The organism is Streptomyces sp. NBC_00637, assembly GCF_045161545.1.
GTDB lineage: Bacteria > Actinomycetota > Actinomycetes > Streptomycetales > Streptomycetaceae > Streptomyces.
On the sequence record NZ_CP109046.1, the window covers coordinates 3,290,086 to 3,313,247 of the forward strand.

General features: G+C 71.4%; 18 protein-coding genes and 1 pseudogene. 10 read left to right on the forward strand and 9 right to left on the reverse strand.

Features of this window, described 5'->3' with window-relative positions:
* Positions 1-80: 80 nt before the first annotated feature.
* The gene (gene pcrA, locus OG440_RS14105) at positions 81-2,597 is read right to left on the reverse strand and encodes a DNA helicase PcrA (RefSeq protein ID WP_406007198.1); all 2,517 of its coding nucleotides are present in this window, start codon (positions 2,595-2,597) and stop codon (positions 81-83) included.
* 452 nt (positions 2,598-3,049) lie between these two features.
* Between pcrA and OG440_RS14110 the strand changes: the two genes are divergently transcribed.
* Both OG440_RS14110 and OG440_RS14115 read left to right on the forward strand, forming a co-directional pair.
* Entirely contained in the window at positions 3,050-4,219 is a 1,170-nt protein-coding gene (locus OG440_RS14110) for an NlpC/P60 family protein (protein ID WP_406007199.1), read from the forward strand.
* A 353-nt stretch (positions 4,220-4,572) separates the two neighbouring features.
* Complete coding sequence (locus OG440_RS14115; RefSeq protein WP_406007200.1) at positions 4,573-5,580, forward strand: tellurite resistance/C4-dicarboxylate transporter family protein; 1,008 nt, start codon at positions 4,573-4,575, stop codon at positions 5,578-5,580.
* Here OG440_RS14115 and OG440_RS14120 read toward each other — a convergent pair.
* A complete protein-coding gene (locus tag OG440_RS14120) occupies positions 5,558-5,914 on the reverse strand; it encodes a hypothetical protein (RefSeq protein WP_406007201.1) in 357 nt (118 codons plus the stop codon). The genes OG440_RS14115 and OG440_RS14120 overlap by 23 nt on opposite strands.
* Positions 5,915-6,376: 462 nt before the next feature.
* Here OG440_RS14120 and OG440_RS14125 point away from each other — a divergent pair.
* Positions 6,377-7,464: pseudogene (locus OG440_RS14125) on the forward strand (NlpC/P60 family protein).
* Between the two features lie 55 nt (positions 7,465-7,519).
* Here the strand turns inward: OG440_RS14125 and OG440_RS14130 are convergent.
* Complete coding sequence (locus OG440_RS14130) at positions 7,520-8,275, reverse strand: LuxR C-terminal-related transcriptional regulator (protein ID WP_406007202.1); 756 nt, start codon at positions 8,273-8,275, stop codon at positions 7,520-7,522.
* Positions 8,272-9,600, reverse strand: coding sequence for a PspC domain-containing protein (locus OG440_RS14135; protein WP_406007203.1), 1,329 nt, complete (start codon positions 9,598-9,600; stop codon positions 8,272-8,274). The genes OG440_RS14130 and OG440_RS14135 overlap by 4 nt, the downstream gene beginning before the upstream one ends.
* Before the next feature lie 143 nt (positions 9,601-9,743).
* On the opposite strand from OG440_RS14135, the gene OG440_RS14140 reads away from it, so the two are divergent.
* Positions 9,744-11,462 (forward strand): PspC domain-containing protein, encoded by a 1,719-nt coding sequence (locus OG440_RS14140; RefSeq protein ID WP_406007204.1) that lies wholly within the window; start codon positions 9,744-9,746, stop codon positions 11,460-11,462.
* A complete protein-coding gene (locus OG440_RS14145) occupies positions 11,449-11,694 on the forward strand; it encodes a hypothetical protein (protein ID WP_406007205.1) in 246 nt (81 codons plus the stop codon). The genes OG440_RS14140 and OG440_RS14145 overlap by 14 nt, the downstream gene beginning before the upstream one ends.
* Positions 11,695-11,709: 15 nt before the next feature.
* Here OG440_RS14145 and OG440_RS14150 read toward each other — a convergent pair whose 3' ends face one another.
* Together OG440_RS14150 and OG440_RS14155 are read right to left on the reverse strand one after the other, a co-directional pair.
* Positions 11,710-12,246 (reverse strand): DoxX family protein, encoded by a 537-nt coding sequence (locus tag OG440_RS14150; protein WP_406007206.1) that lies wholly within the window; start codon positions 12,244-12,246, stop codon positions 11,710-11,712.
* Positions 12,247-12,597: 351 nt separating this feature from the next.
* Positions 12,598-13,887, reverse strand: a complete 1,290-nt coding sequence (locus OG440_RS14155; RefSeq protein WP_406007207.1) for a hypothetical protein — start codon at positions 13,885-13,887, stop codon at positions 12,598-12,600.
* 200 nt (positions 13,888-14,087) lie between these two features.
* Here OG440_RS14155 and OG440_RS14160 point away from each other — a divergent pair, with 200 nt between their 5' ends.
* On the forward strand, positions 14,088-15,053 hold the full coding sequence (locus OG440_RS14160; protein WP_406007208.1) for a DUF4429 domain-containing protein: 966 nt from the start codon (positions 14,088-14,090) through the stop codon (positions 15,051-15,053).
* Between the two features lie 108 nt (positions 15,054-15,161).
* Here the strand turns inward: OG440_RS14160 and OG440_RS14165 are convergent, their stop codons facing one another.
* On the reverse strand, positions 15,162-15,956 hold the full coding sequence (locus OG440_RS14165; RefSeq protein WP_171398987.1) for a class II aldolase/adducin family protein: 795 nt from the start codon (positions 15,954-15,956) through the stop codon (positions 15,162-15,164).
* 110 nt (positions 15,957-16,066) lie between these two features.
* Between OG440_RS14165 and OG440_RS14170 the strand changes: the two genes are divergently transcribed.
* Together OG440_RS14170 and OG440_RS14175 are read left to right on the forward strand one after the other, a co-directional pair.
* Positions 16,067-16,693, forward strand: a complete 627-nt coding sequence (locus tag OG440_RS14170; protein WP_406007209.1) for a hypothetical protein — start codon at positions 16,067-16,069, stop codon at positions 16,691-16,693.
* Between the two features lie 57 nt (positions 16,694-16,750).
* Positions 16,751-17,224, forward strand: coding sequence for a pyridoxamine 5'-phosphate oxidase family protein (locus tag OG440_RS14175; protein WP_406007210.1), 474 nt, complete (start codon positions 16,751-16,753; stop codon positions 17,222-17,224).
* Between the two features lie 18 nt (positions 17,225-17,242).
* Here the strand turns inward: OG440_RS14175 and guaA are convergent, their stop codons facing one another.
* Positions 17,243-18,823, reverse strand: a complete 1,581-nt coding sequence (guaA, locus tag OG440_RS14180) for a glutamine-hydrolyzing GMP synthase (RefSeq protein WP_406007211.1) — start codon at positions 18,821-18,823, stop codon at positions 17,243-17,245.
* 341 nt (positions 18,824-19,164) lie between these two features.
* Here guaA and OG440_RS14185 point away from each other — a divergent pair, with 341 nt between their 5' ends.
* Positions 19,165-19,446 (forward strand): chorismate mutase, encoded by a 282-nt coding sequence (locus tag OG440_RS14185; RefSeq protein ID WP_406007212.1) that lies wholly within the window; start codon positions 19,165-19,167, stop codon positions 19,444-19,446.
* 784 nt (positions 19,447-20,230) lie between these two features.
* Complete coding sequence (locus OG440_RS14190) at positions 20,231-21,262, forward strand: LPXTG cell wall anchor domain-containing protein (RefSeq protein ID WP_406007213.1); 1,032 nt, start codon at positions 20,231-20,233, stop codon at positions 21,260-21,262.
* 76 nt (positions 21,263-21,338) lie between these two features.
* Here OG440_RS14190 and OG440_RS14195 read toward each other — a convergent pair whose 3' ends face one another.
* On the reverse strand, positions 21,339-23,117 hold the full coding sequence (locus OG440_RS14195) for a GMC family oxidoreductase N-terminal domain-containing protein (RefSeq protein ID WP_406007214.1): 1,779 nt from the start codon (positions 23,115-23,117) through the stop codon (positions 21,339-21,341).
* Positions 23,118-23,162 lie beyond the last annotated feature (45 nt).

Consider the following 23,162-nt stretch of genomic DNA (forward strand, 5'->3'; position numbering starts at 1 on the left):
TCGGCCCTTCCGGGCTGCTCTCTCGCCCTGCCCTTCGCGCTCCCGAGCCCCCACTGTCGCAGCGGGGGCTCACTCCTGCGCTACAGCTTCTCCACCGGCGCGTACCGCAGCAGCAGCCGCTTCGGCTTGATGTCGCCGAAGTCGACCGTCGCCTCCGCGTTCGCGCCCGTGCCCTTGACGCCGACAACCGTGCCGAGACCGAACTGGTCGTGGGTGACGCGGTCGCCGACGGCCAGCGTGACCACCGGCTTGTCGGCGGACCGGCGGGTCGCGAAGCCGGACGCACCCGCGGCCGAGGAACGCGAGCGGGACGAGGACAGCGAGGCGGCCACACCGGAGACGGGACCGGAGGACACGGGCGCGGTCGCCCCCGTCCGCTTCCAGTCCACATGCGTCGGCGGGATCTCTTCGAGGAACCGGGACGGCGGGTTGTACGACGGCTGTCCCCAGGCGCTGCGCAGCGCGGAACGCGTCAGGTAGAGCCGCTCCCGCGCGCGCGTGATGCCGACGTAGGCCAGGCGGCGCTCCTCCTCGAGCTCCTTGGTCTGGCCGAGGGCGCGCATGTGTGGGAAGACGCCGTCCTCCATGCCGGTGAGGAACACGACCGGGAACTCGAGGCCCTTGGCGGTGTGCAGGGTCATCAGGGTGATGACGCCCGAGCCGTCGTCCTCGTCGGGGATCTGGTCGGAGTCGGCGACCAGGGCGACCCGCTCCAGGAACGCGGAGAGCCCGGCCGGTGCCGTGATCTCGCCGGCCGGGGTCGTGGCCTCACCCTCCGCCTCGCCGGTCTCCTGCTCGAACTCCAGGGCGACTGCGGCGAGTTCCTGGAGGTTCTCGATACGGGTCTCGTCCTGCGGGTCGGTGGAGGCCTGCAACTCGGCGAGATAGCCGGTGCGTTCGAGTACCGCCTCCAGGACCGTCGCCGGACCGGCGCCCGATTCGACGATCGTGCGCAGCTCCTCCATCAGGGCGTTGAACCGCTTCACGGCGTTCGTCGACCGCGAGGCCATGCCGTACGCCTCGTCGACGCGCTTCAGGGCCTGCGGGAAGCTGATCTTCTCCCGCTGGGAGAGGGCGTCGATCATCGCCTCGGCGCGGTCGCCGATACCCCGCTTGGGCACGTTGAGGATCCGGCGCAGCGGCACCGAGTCCTCCGGGTTGGCCAGCACGCGCAGGTAGGCCAGGACGTCCCGGACCTCCTTGCGCTCGTAGAAGCGGACCCCGCCGACGACCTTGTAGGGCAGGCCGACACGGATGAAGATCTCTTCGAAGACACGGGACTGGGCGTTGGTGCGGTAGAAGACGGCGACGTCGCCCGCCTTCGCGTCGCCCGCGTCCGTCAGCCGGTCTATCTCGTCGGCGACGAACTGCGCCTCGTCGTGCTCGGTGTCGGCGACGTAGCCGGTGATGCGCGCGCCCGCGCCCGCGTTGGTCCACAGGTTCTTGGGGCGGCGGGACTCGTTGCGCTCGATGACGGCGTTGGCGGCGGACAGGATCGTCTGTGTGGAGCGGTAGTTCTGCTCCAGCAGGATCGTCGTCGCGTCCGGGTAGTCCTCCTCGAACTGGAGGATGTTGCGGATCGTCGCGCCGCGGAAGGCGTAGATCGACTGGTCGGCGTCACCGACGACGCAGAGCTCGGCCGGCGGCAGGTCGTACTCGCCCGGGGGCACGTCGACGGGGTGCTCGGAGGTGCCGACGAGCTCGCGCACGAGGGCGTACTGGGCGTGGTTGGTGTCCTGGTACTCGTCGACCAGGACGTGACGGAACCGGCGGCGGTAGTGCTCGGCGACGTCCGGGAAGGCGCGCAGCAGATTGACCGTCGTCATGATCAGGTCGTCGAAGTCCAGCGCGTTCGCCTCGCGCAGCCGGGACTGGTACATGGCGTAGGCCTGGGCGAGGGTCTTCTCGAAGCCGTCGGCGGCCTGGGCGGCGAAGTCCTCCTCGTCGATCAGCTCGTTCTTCAGATTGCTGATCTTGGCGCTGAAGGACTTGGGCGGGTAGCGCTTGGGGTCGAGGTCCAGGTCGCGGCAGACCAGGGCCATGAGTCGCTTGGAGTCGGCGGCGTCGTAGATCGAGAACGACGACGTGAAGCCGAGCCGCTTGCTCTCGCGGCGCAGGATGCGCACGCACGAGCTGTGGAAGGTCATCACCCACATCGCGTTGGCGCGCGGGCCGACGAGCGCTTCGACGCGCTCCTTCATCTCGCCCGCGGCCTTGTTGGTGAAGGTGATCGCGAGGATCTGCCCCGGGTGCACGTGCCGCTCGGCGAGGAGGTGGGCGATGCGGTGGGTGAGCACGCGCGTCTTGCCCGAGCCGGCGCCGGCCACGATGAGCAGCGGGGAACCCGCGTGGGTGACGGCCGCGCGCTGGTTGTCGTTCAGCCCCTCCAGGAGCGCGGCGGCGTCCAGGACGGGACGCGGGGCGCCGTCGCGGTAGTGGGTGTCCCGGTCCGGGGGCACGTCGAACTTCCCGCCGAACAGATCGTCCGGAACCGACTCCGGTCCGTGATCGTCCTCGGGCGGTGGCGGGGGTTCCTCCTCGTGGGCGCGGGGGCCCTGGAGGTTCGCCAGGAAGCTGTCGTCAAAGAGGCTGCTCATCGCTCTCCGAGTCTAGAGGGCGCCACTGACAAGCGGCCGCCGTCCCGGAACATCGCCCGCCCTCACCCTCCGGGGCACTCTTGTCACGATCCGCGACCCGCACGGTCCCGGCGTGGGTTCACGACCGAAGGTCACGAAAATGTATCGGGCATATCGCCCATCAACCTTCACAGGGACCACACGAGTTGGCTACCGTGCGGACAGGCCGTACGACCCCCGCCGGCGAACCCCGCCGGACCGCACGGCCTCCGCCGAGTCCGACGCGTCCGCTCACGCCGACGGAACCGGGGATCCACCGAGACTTGGGGTGAATCGGCCAACGCCCCCTTGGGTACGGGCCGTAGGGCAACCCTTCCGACCCACCTGCCCGAACCCTCCCCCAGCGCCTGACCAGCCTGGAAGGGACCCCACCGCTGATCCGGCAGGCGGAGCACTGGAAGGAGTCGCCTCCCTTGGCGTCGCAGCACCGCAAGCCGCGCTCCGCGGGCACGCGCGTGGCGGGCATCCGCACCCCCGCTCTCGCCACCGCCGCCCTCACGTCCGTGGCCCTGCTCTCCCAGACGGCGAACGCCTCCCCTTCGGACGACGGCAAGCCGAGTCTGGAGGAGGTCGAGAAGAAGGTCGACGACCTCTACCGCCAGGCGGAGTCGGCGACCGAGAAGTACAACGCCGCCAAGGAGAAGACGACCAAGCAGCGCAAGCGCACCGACGGCCTCCTGAACGCCGTCGCCCAGCGCACCCAGAAGCTCAACGAGGCGCGGGAGGAGCTGGGTTCCCGTGCCGCGGCCCAGTACCGCACCGGCGCCTCCGCGCCCGACACGGCGGCCTTCCTGCTCGCGGACACCCCGCAGGACTACTTCGACCAGAACCATCTGATGAGCCGGCTGACCGACCGCCAGAAGGGTGCGGTCGACGCCTACGTCACCGAGCAGTCCGCGACGATGAAGCAGCGCCAGGAGGCCACCGAGAGCCTCGCGACGCTCACCGACACGCAGAGCGACCTGAAGACCGCCAAGGCGACCGTCCAGAAGAAGCTCGGTGCCGCGCGCGAGCTGCTGTCCCAGCTGACGGCCCAGGAGAAGGCGCGCCTCGCGGCGATCGAGAAGCAGCGCCGGGAGGCGGCCGCGCGCGAGGCGGCGGAGCTCGCCCGCCGGCAGGCGGCGGAGCAGGCCGCCGCCCGGCAGGAGAGCGGCGGCACGTCGTCGGGCACGGGGTCGTCCCCGACCGCCCCCGCCACATCCGCCTCCGCGGACCCCTCGTACGCCACGAAGGCCGAGAAGGCGCTCGCCTTCGCCCGCGCGCAGATCGGCAAGCCGTACGTCTGGGGTGCGACGGGCCCCGACTCCTACGACTGCTCCGGCCTCACCCAGGCCGCCTGGAAGGCCTCCGGCGTCACCCTCCCGCGCACCACCTACGACCAGGTGAACGCCGGCACCACGGTCTCCCTGGCGGACGCCCGGCCCGGCGACCTGATCTTCTTCTATGACGACGTCAGCCACGTCGGCGTCTACACCGGCAACGGCATGATGATCCACGCCCCGAAGCCGGGCGCCTACGTCCGCGAGGAGTCGGTCTTCTACGACGGCGAGTCGGCCATCCACAGCGTGGTACGCCCGGCCTGAGGCCGAACGCGAAGCACCCGCGGCACGGCACACGGCACGGCAGGGGGAAGCGCGGGGCAGCGCGCGTGAGGCACACGCACACCCGAGCGCGTGGCACACGCGCGTGAGGCACGCGGGCACTCGGGCTCGCACGCGGCACGCGCGCGTGGGGCATCGGGTGTACGCGGACGTCAGGCACGCACGCACTGGGACACACGGGGCACGCGCGCGTGGGGCTTCGGCCTCGGTCGACGTGCTCGCCGCGGCCCCGCACCGCCACCCCGCGTCCTGTGCCCGGCGCCGGCGCGTGATTTCCGCGTGCCCGCGCGCGTGCCCCGCTTCCACGGCGCGCCGGGGTCCCTAGCATCGGCCGCATGTCAGGCTCTCCCGCCCTCCCGTCGCCGGCGCCCTCCCCCGGTTCCCCGCTCCGCGACTGGTGGGCGCAGCGGCCACCGGCGGCGGGGGCCGCGGTCATGGCGACCGGCATCGTCTCCATCGGACTGCACCTGACGGGGTACGACGTCCTGTCCCGCGTCACCCTGGTGATGACGGGCGTCGCGTGGGTGGCGCTGGCGGCGGACTTCGTCGTACGGCTGGTGCGCAAGCGCGAGCGGTGGCTGACGGAGGCCGGCACGCCCGGGGCGCTGACCGCGGTGGCGGCGACGACCGTGCTCGGCACACGTGTTTCGGCGCTCGGCCGGCAGACCCTCGCCGAGGCCCTGCTGGCGCTGGCGGCGGTGCTGTGGCCGGTACTGCTCGTGACCGTCGTACGGCAGTGGAGGCGAGACATGCCGGGGGTGGTGTTCCTGTGCTGTGTGGCCACCCAGGGGCTCGCCGTGCAGGGCGCGGTCGTCGCCGAGGCGGAGGCGGTGGCCTGGCTCGCGCACACCGCGCTCGTGCTGTTCTGGCTGGGCCTGGTGCTCTACGGCGTCGCCCTGGCCCTCTTCGACCTGCGGCAGGTGGCCGAGGGCGCCGGGGACCAGTGGGTGGCGGGCGGCGCGCTCGCCATCTCGGCGCTGGCGGGGGCGGGGCTCCTCGCGGCCGACGACGGGGGCCTGTACCTGTGGAACGCCGACGACACCGGCGTCCTGCGCACGGTGACCGTGACCCTGCTGGTGCTCTCCCTGGCCTGGTACGCCGTGCTGCTCGTCGCCGAGGTGCGGTGGCCGCGGCCGCGCTACGACATGTGCCGCTGGGCCACGGTGTTCCCCATGGGAATGACGGCGGCGGCGACTCTGTCCGTCGCCACCGCCGTCGACGTGCCGTCGCTGAAGGGACCCGGGCAGGTGCTGCTGTGGGTCGCGGTGGCGGCTTGGCTGGCCGTCGCCGTGGCGGCCATGGCCACCGCCCGGGCGTCGGTCAGGTCCAGAGCACCGCGATGAAGATGTTCGCCACGGTAAGCAGTCCGACCAGGGCGAACAGGGGCTTCTCCACCGTCTCGTCGTCCCGTTTCACATAGACGAGGGCGAGGATCACGATCAGCAGAGCCAGCTTCACGCCGATCTTGGCGTTGTCGACAGGCTGGTCGTCCGCCCGGTTGAGGCCGACCAGCACCACACCGGTGCCCAGCATGGCGGCCGCGCCGCGGAGCATCAAAGGGACGAAGCGGGCGGTGCCCTGGCCGCCCATGGCCTTGAGTTGTGTGAGGTAACCGCCCAGAAGCGCGGCGATGCCGATGATGTGCAGGCCGACGAAAAGATGAATGAGTAAGTCCATGAGGCCGGATGCTATGCGGCGGTGCCGGGGTCACGACACCAGCTCTCCACCATGTCTCGAGGCCGCGCACATGCGTCCCATAGCACCCACCCCCTGACAGACGTCTCGAAATCGCCGTTTCGGTCAGCTCGCCGCGCGAAGCCGACAGTCCGGGTCCGGATTTCCGGGCATGTGCGATCACAGCATGACCCGCTCGCGCCACTTCCGTACTTTGCGTTACCTGACCGTCACAGGCGGGTTTAGCGTCCTCCCCCAGGTGACCGGCTCCCCACCGCCGCCCGGGCCAGGGGCGGCAGTCGGCCACCACCGCCGAAAAAGTCCGGCGGCGGTCCCGCTCCCCCTGTGCGGACCGCCGCCGGACGCGTCAGCCGTCCCCCGGGGCCGTCCGTCCGCTCCCATGACGGTTCTCCGGTAGCTGTACGGACGGACGAGGCGGTCGTACGAAAGGACGTGCAGTCCCACGTGGCAGCGCACCGCAAGCCCCGACAGCGCTCGCTCGGCGGCCAGACGGCCCGCACGGCGTTCACCCTCGCTCTCGCGGGCGTCGCGACGGCGACGGCCTTCGACGGGACCGGGCAGGCCGAACCGAACCTGACCGCGGCCCAGGTCAAGGCGAAGGTGGCGAAGCTCTACCTGGAGGCGGAGGAAGCCACCGAGAAGTACAACGGCGCCCGGGAGAAGGCGACGGCGGCCGAACAGCGCCTGGAGAGCCTGCGCGACGAGGCGGCGCGCAAGGAGGAGAAACTCAACACGGCGCGGGAGACGTTGGGTTCGATGGCCGCGGCGCAGTACCGCAGCGCCGGGCTCGACCCGGCCGTGCAACTGGCGCTCTCCGACGACCCCGACGGATACCTCGACGGCGCCGCCTTCGCCGAACGGGCCGGGGACCGCCAGTCGGCCGCCGTCACCCAGGTGCGCAGACAGCTGCGGGAGATCGAGCAGCTGCGCGGCGCCGCGCGTGTCGAACTCACCTCGCTCACGACGCGCCAGGCCGAGCTGAAGACCCACAAGAAGACGATCACCGGGGCAAACTCGACGCGGCCCGCCGCCTGCTGAACCGGCTGACGGCGGCGGAGCGGTCCCGGATCGGCGAGGGAACGAGCGGCGGCACCGCGAGCGGCCGCGCCTCACGCTCCTCGGCGGGCGGACGCGACGGCCTTCAGGCCCCCGGTTCGGCCACCGCTGCCGCTCAAGCGCCCAACTCCCGTGCCGCGGAAGCCGTCTCCTACGCGTACTCCAAGCTCGGCAGCCCCTACGTGTGGGGCGCGACCGGGCCGAACGCCTTCGACTGCTCCGGCCTGGTGCTCGCCTCGTACCGCTCCGCCGGCGTCTCCCTGCCCCGCACCACCTACGCCCAGATCGGCGCCGGACAGCGCGTCTCCCGCTCCGAACTCCTCCCGGGCGACCTGGTGTTCTTCTACTCCGGCGTCACCCACGTCGGCCTCTACATCGGCGACGGCCAGATGATCCACGCACCGAACCCGTCGGCTCCGGTGCGCGTGGCGCCCATCGACGAGATGCCGTTCGCGGGCGCGACACGGGTCGTATGAGACCACCCGCGCGAGACCGTCAGCAGGAAACCACCCGCGCGAGACCGCCCGTTCCTCAGACCAGCCGTCGTGCCGTGGCCCAGCGGGTCAGTTCGTGCCGGTTGGACAGCTGGAGTTTGCGCAGCACCGCCGAGACATGCGACTCGACCGTCTTGACGGAGATGAAGAGCTGCTTGGCGATCTCCTTGTAGGCATAGCCACGGGCGATGAGCCGCAGTACCTCCCGCTCGCGCTGGGTGAGACGGTCCATGTCCTCGTCGATCGGCGGGGCGTCCGTGGAGGCGAACGCGTCGAGGACGAACCCGGCCAGCCTCGGCGAGAAGACGGCGTCGCCCTCCTGCACCCGGAAGATGGAGGCCACCAGGTCGGTGCCGGTGATCGTCTTGGTGACATAGCCCCGGGCGCCGCCCCTGATCACCCCGATCACATCCTCCGCCGCGTCCGACACCGACAGGGCGAGGAAGCGCACCGGCTGCTCGGCGTCGGACATCAACGGAGCGCAGCGGCGCAGCACTTCGACCCCGCCGCCGCCCGGCAGATGGACGTCGAGGAGGACCACCTCGGGCCGGGTCGCGGTGATCACCGTGACCGCCTGATCGACGTCCGCCGCCTCACCGACGACCTCGACGCCGGTCTGCTCGGTCTGGCCGATCTCGGCCTGCACCCCCGTACGGAACATGCGGTGGTCGTCGACGAGGACCACGCGCACATGCCGCCCGCCCGGGCCGCCGCCGGCGGAATTCGCCGCCTCGGCCGCCTCCGCCTCTTCCCCTGTACCGTTTGTGCCGGTCGTGTCGGTCGGGTCGCTCATGACGTCTTCTCCGCCCTCTCCATCTCCAGTTCGACCTCCGTGCCGCCGTCCGGGACGGCCCGCAGCCGCGCCGTGCCGCCGTGGCGCTCCATGCGGCCGATGATCGATTCTCTGACGCCCATGCGGTCGCCGGGTATCGAGTCGAGGTCGAAGCCGGGCCCGCGGTCCCGGACGGACACGAAGACCGTCCGGCCCTCGACTTCGGCGTAGACCTGCACGGCGCCGCCCTCGCCACCGTACTTGGCCGCGTTCACCATCGCCTCACGCGCGGCCTGCATCTGTGCTCCGACCCGCTCGTCGAGCGGGCAGTCGCCGACGACCACGACCTCGATGGGGACACCGTGCTTGTCCTCGACCTCGGCCGCGTTGCGCCGCACCGCGTCGGCGACCGTGGTCGGCTCGTCGGCCTCCTCCTTGCCGGTGCCCTCGGGTTTGTAGAGCCAGGTGCGCAGATCGCGCTCCTGGGCGCGGGCGAGACGGCGCACCTCCCCGGCGTTCTCCGCGTTGCGCTGGATCAGGGTCAGGGTGTGCAGCACCGAGTCGTGGACGTGGGCCGCGACCTCCGCGCGCTCCTGGGCCCGGATGCGCATCAGGCGCTCCTCGGAGAGGTCCTGGGTCATACGGACCAGGTAGGGGCCGGCGAGGAGCGTGATGCCGACGAGGACGGCGAGGGCCGCCTGGAGCACGGATCCGAGGTGGGCGGCGGAGCCCTGGAGGACGAAGATGCCGGAGACACCCGCCGTGACCAGCAGGACGCCGGCACCCGCGCGCAGCAGCGTGAGCGTGCGGCGCCTGCGGCCCACCTCGACCCAGCGGGCCCGGCGCGCGTTGTCCGCCTGGCGCCAGACGAGGGCGACGCCCGCGCCGACGAGGACCGCGGGCAGCAGATACGCCTTGGCGCCGCTGCCCAGATTCACATTGCCGACGAAGACCATGGCGATGACGACCATGAGGAGCAGCGCGACGATCTGCCCCTTGTCCGGTTTGCGGGCGACGAGCCTGCGCCGGCCGTCGGGCGCGGTCTCGGTGCCGACGAGCGCCGGGGGTTTCTGGTCGCCGACCCCGCCGACCCCGAGCGGCACGAAGAACCAGAAGGCCGCGTAGAGCAGGGCGCCGAGACCGTCCGCCATGAACAGGCCCGCGAAGACGAGCCGGACCCACACCACGGGCAGCCCGAGGTGCCCGGCGAGCCCCCGCGCCACGCCACCGAGCCAGCGTCCGTCACTGCTGCGGTAGAGCTTGCGCGGCGGCCGCGGTTCGACGAGTGGCACTGCTGCGGCTTCCGGCATGCCAACGATGGTCACACGGGCATCGGTCCCGGGCATCAGGGTTCGTCCCGGAGACGCCCCTGATCTCCGAGGTCCTCGCCCGTCGAACGCCTCCCCGGTCCCGGATCAGGGCCGATATCAGGGTCCGACCAGGGTCATTCCGACTGCCGCGAGGGCGGCTCGCCCGCCACCATGGACTCATGACAGATCACCAGCACGCCGCGGACGCCGTGCCCGACGGGGGCGCCGCGTCCGACGCGGCCGCCCCGTCCCCCGGCGCCCACGGCGCCGCGGGTGAGGAACCGCGCGCACACGAGCGGGCGGGCGCGCACGAGAAACGGGGAGAGGGCACGGGACACGGCCCGTCGAAAGAGACCGGCGCGGACAAGAACGCCGACACGGGCACGGACACGGACACGGACAGGAACGACAGGACAGTGGTCGAGGCGGCCACCGAAGCCGCGCTGGCCGCCGCGGCGGCGGCCCACACCGGAGCGGGAACCGGCGAGGGAAGCAGAGCCGACGGCGGTGCCCCGCAGGGCAGCCGCACGCCAGGCGCAAGCCTGGGACCGGGCGGGAACCAGGGGCTGGGCGGGAACCAGGGGCCGGGAGGTCCCCGGTCGCCGCAGGGGCCCGCGGCGGCAGCTCCTCCGCCGAGGTTCCGGCGCGACCGCGAGCACAAAGTGCTCGCCGGGGTGTGCGCGGGTCTCGGGCGGCAGTGCGACATGGACCCGGTGATCTTCCGGATCACGCTCGCCGTGCTCTCCGCGACCGGCGGCATCGGACTCATCTTCTACGGCTTCGCCTGGCTCTTCGTCCCCTACTCCGACGACGAGCAGAACGAGGTGCGCAAGCTGCTGACCGGCCGGGTCGACGGCCAGGCCCTCGCGGCCGTACTGTTCGCGCTGGTCGGCTGCGGGGTGTTTCTGTCCATGCTGAACAACGGCAGCGTGCTGGCCTTCGCCGTCGTCGTCTCCTTCCTCCTCGCGGGCGCGGGCTACTGGTCACGGCACCGGGACTCCTCGGACCCCGACCCGCTCGCCGCGCAGGCCGTGGCCGACGCCCCGCCCGAGGCCCAGGCGCCACCCGCCCCCTCCGCATATCCGTCCTGGTGGCGCGACCCCATCGTCAAGGACGGGACGCACGACGGCGGCACGGGCTATCTGTGGGGCCCCTGGGACGCCCGCGACCGGGACTTCACATCGACCATCAACGTCGACCTCTTCGGCCACACGCGCCGCCCCGAGGACATACGCGCCCCGCACAAGCCGTACGCCGAACCGCGCGGCCCACGCTGGATCGGCGGCTGGCTCTTTCTGCTCGCCGCGCTCGCGGGCGGCCTCGTCACCAGACTCACCTGGGACGACCATCCGCTCGGCACCAGCCTCCAGGCCGGGCTCGCGGTCGCGCTCATCGTGCTCGGTGGGGGAATCGCGGTCAGCTCGTTCCTGGGGCGGACCGGCGCCGGGTCGGTGTTCCTGGCGATCGTCACGGCGGGTCTGCTGGCCGGGACGGCCGTCCTGCCCAAAGACATCGGGACACGCTGGATCGACACGGTGTGGCAGCCCACGGCGGTGACGGACGTACGGGCCGACTACGACCTGGGTACCGGGGACGGCACCCTGGACCTGTCCCGGCTGGAACTCGCGAAGGGGGAGACGGTGAGCACCAACGCCGAGGTGGGGGCGGGCCGGCTGAGGGTGATCGTCCCGCCGGACGTGACCGTGAAGGTGAGGATCGACGTGGGGCTGGGAGACGTCCAGCTGCCGGGCGACGACGAGAGGGACGTGGACGTGCAGCCGGGCAAGCACAAGGAGGTGACCCTGTCGCCGGTCTCGGGCGGCAAGGACGCCGGGACCATCGACCTCGACCTCCAGGTCGGAGTGGGACAGGCGGAGGTGGCCCGTGCTGCGTCATGAGTTCCGACCCGGCAGGCTGGTCGCCGGCGCCTTCTTCATCCTCGCGGGCGTCATCTACGCAGGTGACGCGGGCGGCCTCTGGGAGACGCCGTGGTTCGTGGTGATCCCGGTCGTCACGGCCGGCCTGTGCCTGGCGGGCGCGACGGGCGTCGTGGCGAGGAGCATCCGCAGACGACGAGCCCCGTCCCGTCGGACCACCGCGGCCGGGACCGGTCCGAACCCGGCCGGGTAGCCGACCCGGCAGGCCCTACCGCGCCAGTGCCCCCGCTCGCTGTCGCCGCCTGGAGCGCCAGGCGGCGTCGAGGGAGAGGACGGGCGCACCGGCGAGGACCAGGGGCAGCCAGGCCATCAGGTAGGCGAGGTCGTTGCCGTAGTAGTACGGGTCCGAGGCCCAGCTCACCGTCAGCCACAGGCTGAGCGAGATCAGGGCGCCGCCGAGAGCGGCGAGCCGGGTGAGGATGCCCAGCAGGGCGCCGATACCGACGGCGAGTTCACCGAAGGCCATCGCGTAGCCGAAGCCGACCGGACTCTTCAGGGCCATGTCGACCAGGGCCGGGATGGCGGAGGAGTCACGGACGGCGCGCATGGTGTCGCCGATGGAGCCGGCGCCGCTGTCCTTCAGGAAGGCACCGTCGGTGAGCTTGTCGAGGCCTGCGTAGATGAAGGTGACGCCGAGGAAGATGCGCAGGGGAAGGAGGGCGTACCGGGTGGCGGTGTCCCGCCAGTCACGGCCGCCGCCGTCGAGATAGGGGGGGTAGGTATCCGTCCGCATGCCATGAGTCATCGCCCGTAGCCGCCTCTCGCCCTGTGGTGGGACCCCTCAACAGACCATACGTACGAAATGGGGGGTGTGCTCAACTGTTTGCACGAGCTCTGGGCACCACTGGTTCACTTCGCCCGATCGATTCACTCCGACCCGTCGACCCACCTGAGCCCGCAGCTCACCTGGGCCCGAGGTGCCGGCCCGAGTCCAAGGGCTCTCCCCGCGTCCGAGAGATTCACCTGCGCACGAGGTGTCTCCCTGCATCAAGCGCTCTCCCCGAGCCCGAGGGGTTCACCTGGGCCCGAGCGGTCGGCCTCGGTTCGGAGGCCCACCTGGGTCAGGGGCGGGGCGGGGCCCGTCACCGCGGCCGGTTCAGTCCGTGACGTCGATGGCGTACCGGTTGGTCTCCGCGCCCGCGGCCGTGACGACCTGCACGTCCACCCGCCCCGGTTCCACGTCCGCCGGGACGGGGACGGTGAGGACGGCGTCGGTGGGGTTGCTGAAGCCGCCGGTGACCGGCACGAGGGGGACGTGGACGTGGACCGGGCCGATGCGGACGACCATGCGGGAGAGGCGGTCGGCGGTCTGGGCGCCGGGCGGGACGAATCCGGCGCCGCGGATCTCGATGTCGTCGCCGGTGCGGATCGGGGCGTCGAGGTCTCCGGCCTCGCGGGAGCGGACGACGGAGAGGATGACGGGGCGGCCGCCCTCCGCGTACTTGCCGGCGAGGTAGGTCGCGGCCGAGACGAGGACCACGACCGCCAGGCCCCAGGGGAGGTCGGGCAGCTGGTCGGGGCGGCGGGCCAGCCGGACCGCGGCGAAGGCCAGGGCGACGGCGCCGATCACGACGTACTGGATGTCGGCGAAGGTACCGCGGCCGGCGTCGTCGGTCAGCAGATCGGCGGCCCGGGGGCGGTGGGCGCGGACCTTCTGGAGCCGCTGGCCGAGGACGCGCAGACCGACCACCCTGCGCACCAGCACGGCGATCCCGCAGACGACGGCGAGGACGGTCACCACGCCGGCGCCGCGGGAAAGGTCGAGCCCGGCGAGCAGCGCCTCGCGTTCGGCGTGCCCGGAGGCGGCGGCGAGGCGACCCACCAGGACCAGCACCGCGTAGGCCACGAGCAGCACCCAGGCGACGGCGACCGCACGGGAGGTCGAGAGACGGTTGTCCTCGCCGATGACGGGGGCGAGCGCCCCGCCGCGCGCCCGGTGGAACCAGGAGGCGGCGGTCAGCGCGCCGGCGACGACCAGCGCGGCGAGGAGTCCGGCGGTGCGGGCGTCGGTCCAGCCGGCGCCGATCGCGGTCAGGGACTGCACCAGCAGCAGGGCCACGACCGACGCCCACACGGTGACCGCCGTGCGGAGCCACAGACGGGACAGCCAGGCCTCGCCCTCGGCGCGGCCGCGTTCGGCGACGAGTTCCGCGGACTGGGTGAGCTCCTCGGAGACCCACTGGCGGGAGGCCGAGACGGAGTGGGCGACGGCGGCCGGCAGGCCGTGTCCGGCCGCGAAACCGTCCCGCTGCACGAGGAACGCGGCCACCGCCCGACGGTGTCCCGCTCGCGCCCCGTGCGGGCAGTCCCCGCAGGTACAGCCACCTTCGTGGGCGCCCGGACCTCTGCCCGACTCCGTGCCCTGTCTCGCCTCCTGCACCGCCATGCCCGACGCCCGCCTTCCCCACGACCCGATCGGATGGCGGCCTCTCAGGACCCTGTGTGGATCCCGGCCGCCGCACTGTGAACAACTCCCCCGCAATGACAGCGAATTGTGCCCTACGGCACACCCCTTCTTCCCGGCAGGTGTGGTCAGCGCGGGTGAAGCGGGCAGGGCCGTGTTGACCCGGCTGCCAGAATTTCCGTATGGCCGAGATCATCCAGCGTGACGGGACCTGGGCCTTCGACGGCACGACGGTCAGGATCACCCCGGGACTCCACCGCTCCGTACCGCTGTTCCGGCAGACGTACGGGGAGATCACCGTGCCCCTGGAGGCGGTCGCCGGGATCGTCTACGAGGCCGAACGCAAGCGCGGGCGGCTGCGGATGCGGCTGCGCGAGGGGGCCGATCCGCTGCTGCACGCGACCGGCGGGCGGCTGCCCGGTCCGGCAGATCCCTACCGTCTCCGCGTGGATGTGGACCGTTCCGGGATCGCCGCGTACCTCGCCGAGGAGATCCGGCACGCCCTGCTGCTCGACGAGGTCCCGGGTGAGCCGACCAAGACCTATCTGCTGCCGGGTCCGCCGGTTCCGGTCTCCGTGCGTTCCTCCGACGGCACCGTCTCCTTCGACGGCAGCCAGGTGCGCGTCGACTGGGCGGACACCTCGGACCGGGTGAAGCGGGCGACGGGCCCGCGCGTGATCGACGTCGGCGATGTCGTGCGGGTCGAGTGGCTGCCCAACTCCGGCTACGAGGACGGCTTCCTGCGGTTCGTGACCCGCGAGACCGGGTTCTCGAAGCTGCCGGCCGAGAAGGACCCGTACGCCCTGGATCTGTGGGGCAACGTGAGCCGCGACCTGCTGACGGCCCTGGTCGCCACCGCGGTCACCGCACGTCTCCCGCACCCTTCCGCACACGCGGGTGCCGAGCACGAGCAGAACCGGGAACGGGAACGGGAGGCCGGGGACCCCGCCAGCGAGCGATGGCTACCCGCGCCCGCCCCGCCTCCGGCCCCGGCCCCGACCCCGGCTTCGGCCCCGGCTCCCGCCCCGACCGATCACCACGACGTACTGCTGCGCCGCCTGCGCGAGTTGGGCGAACTGCACCGGGACGGGGTACTCACGGACGACGAGTTCGCGCGGACGAAGGCGGTCGTCCTGCGCGGCTTCTAGAAGTCAGCCACCGGACGCCGACCATCGCTCCACGGGCACCGAGCCACAAACACCAAGTCGTGGACGCCACGTCGTGGGCGCCACGTCGTGGGCGCCACGTCGTGGGCATCAGCTCAACAGGTCCGGCTCGCTTCGGCTGATGTCCTGCCAGAGCGGCTGGTAGTTGATCCACGCCACGAGGTCGCCGCCGAGTTGTTCCCGGGTCGCGACCGCCGCCCGGTGGTCGATGAGGACGGGCCGGCCCGCCGCCCGCGCGGTCAGCTGGACCTGGCTGGAGCGTTCCATCGACAGGAACCACCAGGCGGCCGCGTCCACCGAGTCGCCGACCGTCAGCAGTCCGTGGTTGCGCAGCACGAGCGCCTTGCGCGAGCCGAGCGCGGACGCGATACGTCGACCCTCCTCCGCGTCGACGGCCACGCCGGTGTAGGCGTCGTAGAGCGCGTGGTCCTCGTAGAAGGCGCAGCTCTCCTGGGTGATGGGGTCGAGCAGTTCGCCGAGCGCGGCGAGGGCGCGGCCGTGCACCGAGTGGCAGTGGGCGACGGCGACGACGTCCGGGCGGGCGGCGTGCACCTGGGCGTGGACGGTGAACGCGGCCTGGTTGACGTGGTAGCGGCCCTCGACGACCTGTCCGTCGGCGTTGGCCAGCACCAGGTCACCGACGGTGACGTGCTTGAAGGGCATCCCGAACGGGTTGACCCAGAAGCAGTCGTCGAACTCGGGGTCGCGGGCGGTGATGTGCCCCGAGACGCCGTCCTCGAAGCCGAGCCGCCCGAAGATGCGTACCGCGCCGGCCAGCCGTTCCTTGCGGTGTCGGCGCTCGTCCTCCACCGAGTCGTGCATCGGCGGCATCGCGAACTGGAGCCGGTCGGTGGGCAGGGGGGCAGGCGGCGTGGGCCCGTGCATCGGTCCTCCAGCACTGGGTTGCTTTACGACGCGGAAGTTACCGTCGGTCAGTGCAAAAAGGCAGAGCCGTTATGTAAAGATGACGATTTTCGTCACCTTCGGAGCACACCATGGGTCTCGCCGACCGCCACATCACCGCTCTCATGCGTCAGATCTCGACGGGCAACGCCATCGAGCTCGTCCACCCCTTCGCGGAGCTGGAGACCTTCGGCTCGCTGGTCTATCTCGCCGAGTGCTACGGCTTCCGTTACGAGAGCGTGCGTCTGGTCGGCAAGCACCGCATCATGCACGTCCAGCTGGTGCGAGACCCCAGCCCGTGGGCGCGGCAGCGGGCCGCGGCGAACGCGGCGGCCTTCCCCGACCCGGGCCCCGGCCGTCCGGTGCCGGGCATGTACCTGGGCTCGCTCACCCCGGTCCCCGAGGCGCAGGCGGACGTCGACGTGATCACGGCGCTCATCCGGCACGACGCCCTCGGCGCGGCCGCCAACCGCAAGCAGATGCTGGCCCTCGGCTGGGGCGCGGCGGTGCTGTTCCTGCTGATGGCCGTACTCACCGGCGTGTACGCCGTCCTGCTCCCGCTCGCCGTACTGATGCCGCTGTGCATGCACGGCGCCCTGCGGGTGAACGCGGCCCGGCGCCAGAAGCTGGCCCGGCGGCTCATGGCGGCCGGCTGCACACCCGTGCGGGACGCGGCGGGCCAGGAGCGGTACGTACGGCCGGTGCCGCAGGGGTTCTGACCGACAGCCCGGCCATACCGGACAGCGGATGTCGGGTATCGGCGCCACACTCGCCGTATGACAGCGAACTGGGCGGCTTTCGCCGCAGCCGAACCCGCACTCGCGAAGATCACCGAGGAACGCTTCGGGGCCTTCACCCATCACGTCCTCGCGACGCTCCGCAGGGACGGTTCCCCCCGGACCACCGGCATCGAGGTGCGTTTCCTCGGCGGCGAGCTGTGGCTCGGCATGATGCCGGACTCGCTCAAGGTGTACGACCTGCGCCGTGACGCACGCTTCTGCCTCCAGGCCAACCCCGGCGAGGGCACCGGGATGGGCGGGGGCGACGTACGGATCGCGGGTCGGGCCGTCGAGGTGGCGGAGGGGGAGGCGTGGGCCGCGTACGTGAAAGAGGTGGAACCGCCGCAGCCGTTCCACCTCTTCCGCACCGATCTGACGGAGGTCGTTCGGACCCACGTCGAGGACGACACATATCTCGTCGCCCAGGTGTGGCAGCCCGGAGAGCCGGTGCGGACCCTCAGACGGACGTGACCTCCGTGACCGGGAGGGCTACTCCCACTCGATGGTGCCCGGCGGCTTCGAGGTCACGTCGACGACGACCCGGTTGACGTCGCGCACCTCGTTGGTGATCCGGGTGGAGATCTTCGCCAGGACGTCGTACGGGAGGCGCGACCAGTCGGCGGTCATCGCGTCCTCGGAGGAGACCGGGCGCAGGACGATCGGGTGGCCGTAGGTGCGGCCGTCGCCCTGGACGCCGACGCTGCGGACGTCCGCGAGAAGCACCACCGGGCACTGCCAGATCTCACGGTCGAGACCGGCGGCCGTCAGTTCCTCGCGGGCGATCGCGTCGGCGTCGCGGAGCAGGTCGAGACGGTCCTTGGTGACCTCGCCGACGATCCGGATACCGAGGCCGGGGCCCGGGAACGGCTGGCGCTGGACGATCTCCTCCGGCAGGCCGAGCTCCTGGCCGACCATGCGGACCTCGTCCTTGAACAGCTGGCGCAGCGGCTCGATCAGCTGGAACTCGAGGTCCTCCGGCAGACCGCCCACGTTGTGGTGGGACTTGATGTTCGCGGTGCCGGTGCCGCCGCCGGACTCGACGACGTCCGGGTACAGGGTGCCCTGCACCAGGAAGGCGACCTCGGGGCCGTCGTCCGCGATGATCTCCGCCTGGGCCTGCTCGAAGACCCGGATGAACTCGCGGCCGATGATCTTCCGCTTCTCCTCGGGGTCCGAGACTCCCTTGAGGGCGGTGAGGAAACGCTCCTCCGCGTCCACGACCTTCAGCTGGACGCCGGTCGCGGCCACGAAGTCCTTCTCGACCTGCTCGGTCTCGCCCTTGCGCATCAGACCGTGGTCGACGTACACGCAGGTCAGCTGGGAGCCGATGGCCTTCTGCACGAGGGCCGCGGCCACCGCCGAGTCCACGCCGCCGGAGAGGCCGCAGATGGCGCGCTTGTCGCCGACCTGCTCGCGGATGGCCGCGACCTGCTCCTCGATGACGTTGCCCGTGGTCCAGTCCGGGCTCAGGCCCGCACCCCGGTAGAGGAAGTGCTCCAGCACCTGCTGGCCGTGCGTGGAGTGCATGACCTCGGGGTGGTACTGGACGCCGTACAGCTTCTTCTCGTCGTTCTCGAAGGCGGCGACCGGGACGACGTCCGTGGACGCGCTGACGCTGAAGCCCTCGGGGGCGGCGGAGCAGGCGTCGCCGTGCGACATCCACACGGCCTGCTCGGCCGGGGTGCCCTCGAAGAGGGTGGAGGACGAGCGGGAGACGCGCAGCTCGGTGCGGCCGTACTCGCGGGCGCCGGTGTTGTCGACCGTGCCGCCGAGGGTCTGCGCCATCAGCTGGAAGCCGTAACACATGCCGAAGACGGGGACGCCGGCCTCGAAGATCTCGCGGTCGAGGCGGGGGGCGCCCTCCTCGTACACGGACGAGGGGCCGCCGGAGAGGATGATCGCCGCCGGGTTCTTGGCGAGCATCTCCTCGACCGGCATGGTGCTCGGCACGATCTCGCTGTAGACCCGCGCCTCGCGGACTCGGCGGGCGATGAGCTGGGCGTACTGCGCGCCGAAGTCGACGACCAGGACGGTGTCGGGGGCGGCGGCAGTAGGAGTCGCTGATGACACGGGGGCCTTCCGGCGGTGGGGCGGGGTCTCTGTGTCATCCGATTCTACCGAGGTGCTCGTGGGTCCGGTCCCGGCACCGGACCCACGACCGCGTCTCAGGATGCGAACGGCCTCGCGACCCGCCTTGGACCTCAACCGGCGACCCTGCATACTGACCCCATGCTCACGCACCCGACCTTCGTCTTTACCTATGGCAACCGGCCCGCCGGATGCCATGGTCGTGCTGCTTGAGCAACTGACAAGCGACTTCCCAGGCGCCCCGGGCCGACAAGGCCCGGGGCGCCTGTCGTTTTCCCGGGTCCTGCCGCTCCGGGGCACCCGTAGCCACCACAGGAGCCCCCATGACCACCATCGACGTGACCGGCGCCCGCACTTCCGAGGCCGCGGACGTGATCACCGGCGCCCGTGAGCGCATCGACGCGCTCGACGACCGGATCATCGGTCTGATCCAGGAACGGATGGCCGTCTCCGCCGTCATCCAGGAGGCGCGGATCACCTCCGGCGGGCGGCGGGTGAACCTCTCCCGCGAGATGGAGATCCTCGGCCACTACAGGGACGCCCTCGGCAAGCCCGGTACGCCCCTGGCGATGACGCTCCTCGAACTGTGCCGCGGCCGCGTCTGAGATCGCGCGCCGGTCCGGGACCGGTTCGGCCGCCCCCTCGACCCCTCCCGCCCCGTCCGGCACCCTCACAACCTCCTCCAGCCCTTTCTCACCCGTACGGGCGCGTGACCGCCGCCCGGACGGCTTCGTTGGTACCGGTGTCCGTTCCAGCCAGGGGCGGGCCCGGAATAACCACGCGTGGCTCGCTGGAGCGATGAGGCGCACGGATCGTGCCGTGCGCCGTGGGACCTCGCTCCGGACAAGTGACCGGACGGCAGGGGACAGCAGCCCGGTCACCCAAGAGAACGGCCGGCCTCGGGGACGCCCGGGGCCGAGCCAACCGGCGAAAAATGCAAAAATGCACAACGGCTGGGTCAAACGGTTGCGGGCGCCGCGCTCATCCAGCACGATGCGTAGAAAGCCACGAACAGCCCAAGTCCCCCTCCGGGCAACTACCTTCCGTGCGCTGCCCGCACTGCCAAAGGTCCAGGCCAGCGGCGCGACCCCCCGGCGCCGCTCCCAGGCACCGGCGCTGCCCTGACGCCGGTGCTGACGATAAAGAAGGGCCTCGCGGATCCGTCCCGCGGGGCCCTTCGTCATGCCCGGGCGCGCAGGACGGGCAGTAAGGCAAAGGGACGCGAGGGACGAGCGGGCGATCCGGGCCGCACTCGATGTGACGCGCGCCATATAAGGATTCTGTGAATGAAGTACAACCGTTCACAGCCGTCGCCGGTCACACCCACGTAACCAAGGCCCCGTCCCACACCCCCATGCGGAAGGCCTCCCCCCGATCACCGAGGTCTCCATGAAGCTCCGCCGCACGCTCGTCACCATGGCCGCGACGGCCGTCATCGCGCCGCTCGCCCTGCTGTCAGCGCCCGCCGCCTTCGCGGAGGAGAGCGTTTCGCCGTCCGCGAGCGCGTCCGACGACACCTCCGCCTCGCCCTCCGGTTCGAGCGAGACGAGCCCGTCCGCCTCCGCCTCGGAGTCCGACACCTCGTCCCCGTCCGCGTCCGGATCGCAGAGCGGCAGCGCCTCCGGTTCCCCGTCCGGCAGCTCGTCGCCGTCCGCGTCCACCTCGGGCAAGGCCTCCGCGAGCCCGTCGGCGAGCGAGAGCGAGGACGGGTTCGACCCGTACACCGACTGCAAGTCCTTCGAACTCGACGAGAAGCTCACCGCCCAGATCAAGGGCCTGCCGAGCAAGATCGTCGCCGGTTCCGGCTGGCACGGCTTCAAGTTCGTCGTCACGAACGACTCCGACGAGGACCTGAAGAACGTGTACATCGACGCCTTCATGGAGTACGGCGACGACACGGACGCGTGGCTGTCCGAGGGCCTCGCCGTCATCCAGGTCAAGGAAGACGGCAAGTGGACCGACAGCTTCCAGGACTACGGCGTGGACGAGGACGGCAAGCAGGCCAACCTCACGAGTTCCTTCGTGGGCCTGCTCGACTCCCTGGAGAAGGACTCTGCCGCCACCCTCGACCTGCGACTGAAGGTCAAGTCCTCCGCGCCCGCGGGCTCCTCGCTCGCCTTCAGCGAGGCCGTCTACGCCGGCAAGGACTCCACCTGCTACGGCAACGGTGACCTCTACGACATCGAGATCCTGGCCGCCGGCAGCTCCGCGGACGGTGTCGACGACGCCAAGCCGAACGGCGACAAGCCCACCGACGGCGTCAAGCCCCAGGGCAGCGCCAAGCCGATCAGCGGCAGCCTCGCCTCGACCGGTTCGAACTCCGCACTGCCGATGATCGGACTCGTCGGCGGAGTCGCCGTCGTGGCCGGTGCCGGTGCGGTGTTCGCGGTTCGTCGTCGTAAGGCGGGTACGCACGCGTAACGCGCGTCAAGACCAGCGAAGGGACCTGCGCTCGGAGGGGGGCGCAGGTCCCTTCGCCTTTGTCCGAGGGGATCGTCTACTGCTTGGGCGGAACGGCCGGCATTCCCAGGAACGGCAGGCGCAGCGCGCCGAACGCCTCCGCCGGCACCGCCGGGCTGACCGGCTCCACCGGCTTCAGCCGCTCGTACGCCGCGCCCTGCGCCGGACGCGGGTCCGCCTCGCCCTTGTTCGGCCAGTACGACATCGCGCGCTCGGCCTGGGCGGTGATGGTGAGCGACGGGTTCACGCCCAGGTTCGCCGAGACCGCGGCGCCGTCGACGACCGAGATGCCGGGGTGGCCGTAGAGCCGGTGGTACGGGTCGATGACACCCGTCTCGCGCGAGTCGCCGATCGGACAGCCGCCGAGGAAGTGCGCGGTGAGCGGGGTGCCCATCAGCTCGCCCACGTTGGAGCCGGCGAAGCCGTTGATGTCGGCGGCGATCGCGGAGGCGGCCTCGGAAGCCGCCCTGATCTGCTTGGGGTTGGGGGCGCCGTGCCCCTGGCGTGCCGTCAGCAGGCCCCGGCCCACACCCGACGGCTTCAGATACGTCGTCAGCGAGTTGTCCAGGGACTGCATCACCAGGCCGATGATGGTCCGTTCCGACCACTTGCGGTTGGACAGCGAGCGCAGGACGAGGAGCGGGTGGCGGGCCGCGTTCGCCAGCCACCCCGCGACCCTCGACGAGCCCTCCGTGTACGGCACTTGCAGGATCGACAGGCCGCCCATCGAGTTGGACCCCTTGCCGTAGCGGACCGGCTCGATGTGAGTGCTGTCGTCCGGGTGGACGGAGGAGGTGATGGCGACGCCGCGGGTGAAGTCCACCTTCGCCGCGCCCGTCACCTTGCGGTACCGGCGGTCGTCGGTCTGCGCACCGACCAGCGCCTCCGAGTTGGTACGGGTGAGTTCACCCAACCGGTCGGAAAGATAGGGAAGCTGCCGGTTCGCCTTCATGCGGTGCAGCAGGGTCTGGGTGCCGTAGGTGCCCGCGGCGAGCACCACCCGGCGGGCCTTGAAGACCCTGCCCTTCGCCTTGCGGCGGTCGTCGGTGGGCAGGGTGGCGACCGCGTAGCCGCCCTGCGAGTCGTCCGTGACCGACACGACCGTGGTCAGCGGGTGCACGACCGCGCCCGCCTTCTCGGCGAGGTGCAGGTAGTTCTCGTTCAGTGTGTTCTTCGCGCCGTGCCGGCAGCCGGTCATGCACTCGCCGCATTCGAGGCAGGCCTTGCGGGCCGGGCCCGCGCCGCCGAAGTAGGGGTCCGCCACCTGCTCCCCCGGCCGGGCCTTCGCCGTCCCGTCGGCGTCCTCGCCGTCGCCGAAGAACACGCCGACCGGCGCCATGTGGAAGGTGTCGCCGACGCCCATCCGCTCCGCGGCCGCCTTCAGATGCACGTCGGAGGGGGTCGTCGTCGGGTTGAGCCGTACGCCGAGCATGCGCCGCGCCTGGTCGTAGTACGGCTTCAGCTCCTCCTGCCAGTCGGTGATGTCACGCCACTGGGGGTCGTCGAAGAAGGGCTTCGGCGGTACGTAGAGGGTGTTGGCGTAGTTGAGGGAGCCGCCGCCCACGCCCGCGCCGGCCAGCACCATGACGTTGCCCAGCAGATGGATCCGCTGGATTCCGTACATGCCGAGCCTGGGGGCCCAGAGGTAGTTCTTCAGGTCCCAGGAGTTCCTGGGGAGCGACTCCCGGGTGAAACGGCGGCCCGCCTCCAGGACGCCCACCCGGTAGCCCTTCTCCGTCAGGCGCAGGGCGGTCACCGAGCCGCCGAAGCCCGAGCCGACGACGAGGACGTCGTAGTCGTAAGCGTCCTGGGGCACAGGCTCTCCTCGTTGAGAACGGGTGTGGTGGGGCAGCGGTGTGGT

Excerpts from the sequence above, each read along its gene's own strand:
- pcrA (WP_406007198.1), bottom strand. The coding sequence starts at position 2,597 with ATGAGCAGCCTCTTTGACGACAGCTTCCTGGCGAACCTCCAGGGCCCC.
- OG440_RS14115 (WP_406007200.1), top strand. The coding sequence starts at position 4,573 with ATGTCAGGCTCTCCCGCCCTCCCGTCGCCGGCGCCCTCCCCCGGTTCC.
- OG440_RS14120 (WP_406007201.1), bottom strand. The coding sequence starts at position 5,914 with ATGGACTTACTCATTCATCTTTTCGTCGGCCTGCACATCATCGGCATC.
- OG440_RS14130 (WP_406007202.1), bottom strand. The coding sequence starts at position 8,275 with ATGAGCGACCCGACCGACACGACCGGCACAAACGGTACAGGGGAAGAG.
- OG440_RS14135 (WP_406007203.1), bottom strand. The coding sequence starts at position 9,600 with ATGCCCGGGACCGATGCCCGTGTGACCATCGTTGGCATGCCGGAAGCC.
- OG440_RS14140 (WP_406007204.1), top strand. The coding sequence starts at position 9,744 with ATGACAGATCACCAGCACGCCGCGGACGCCGTGCCCGACGGGGGCGCC.
- OG440_RS14150 (WP_406007206.1), bottom strand. The coding sequence starts at position 12,246 with ATGACTCATGGCATGCGGACGGATACCTACCCCCCCTATCTCGACGGC.
- OG440_RS14155 (WP_406007207.1), bottom strand. The coding sequence starts at position 13,887 with ATGGCGGTGCAGGAGGCGAGACAGGGCACGGAGTCGGGCAGAGGTCCG.
- OG440_RS14160 (WP_406007208.1), top strand. The coding sequence starts at position 14,088 with ATGGCCGAGATCATCCAGCGTGACGGGACCTGGGCCTTCGACGGCACG.
- OG440_RS14165 (WP_171398987.1), bottom strand. The coding sequence starts at position 15,956 with ATGCACGGGCCCACGCCGCCTGCCCCCCTGCCCACCGACCGGCTCCAG.
- OG440_RS14170 (WP_406007209.1), top strand. The coding sequence starts at position 16,067 with ATGGGTCTCGCCGACCGCCACATCACCGCTCTCATGCGTCAGATCTCG.
- OG440_RS14175 (WP_406007210.1), top strand. The coding sequence starts at position 16,751 with ATGACAGCGAACTGGGCGGCTTTCGCCGCAGCCGAACCCGCACTCGCG.
- OG440_RS14185 (WP_406007212.1), top strand. The coding sequence starts at position 19,165 with ATGACCACCATCGACGTGACCGGCGCCCGCACTTCCGAGGCCGCGGAC.
- OG440_RS14190 (WP_406007213.1), top strand. The coding sequence starts at position 20,231 with ATGAAGCTCCGCCGCACGCTCGTCACCATGGCCGCGACGGCCGTCATC.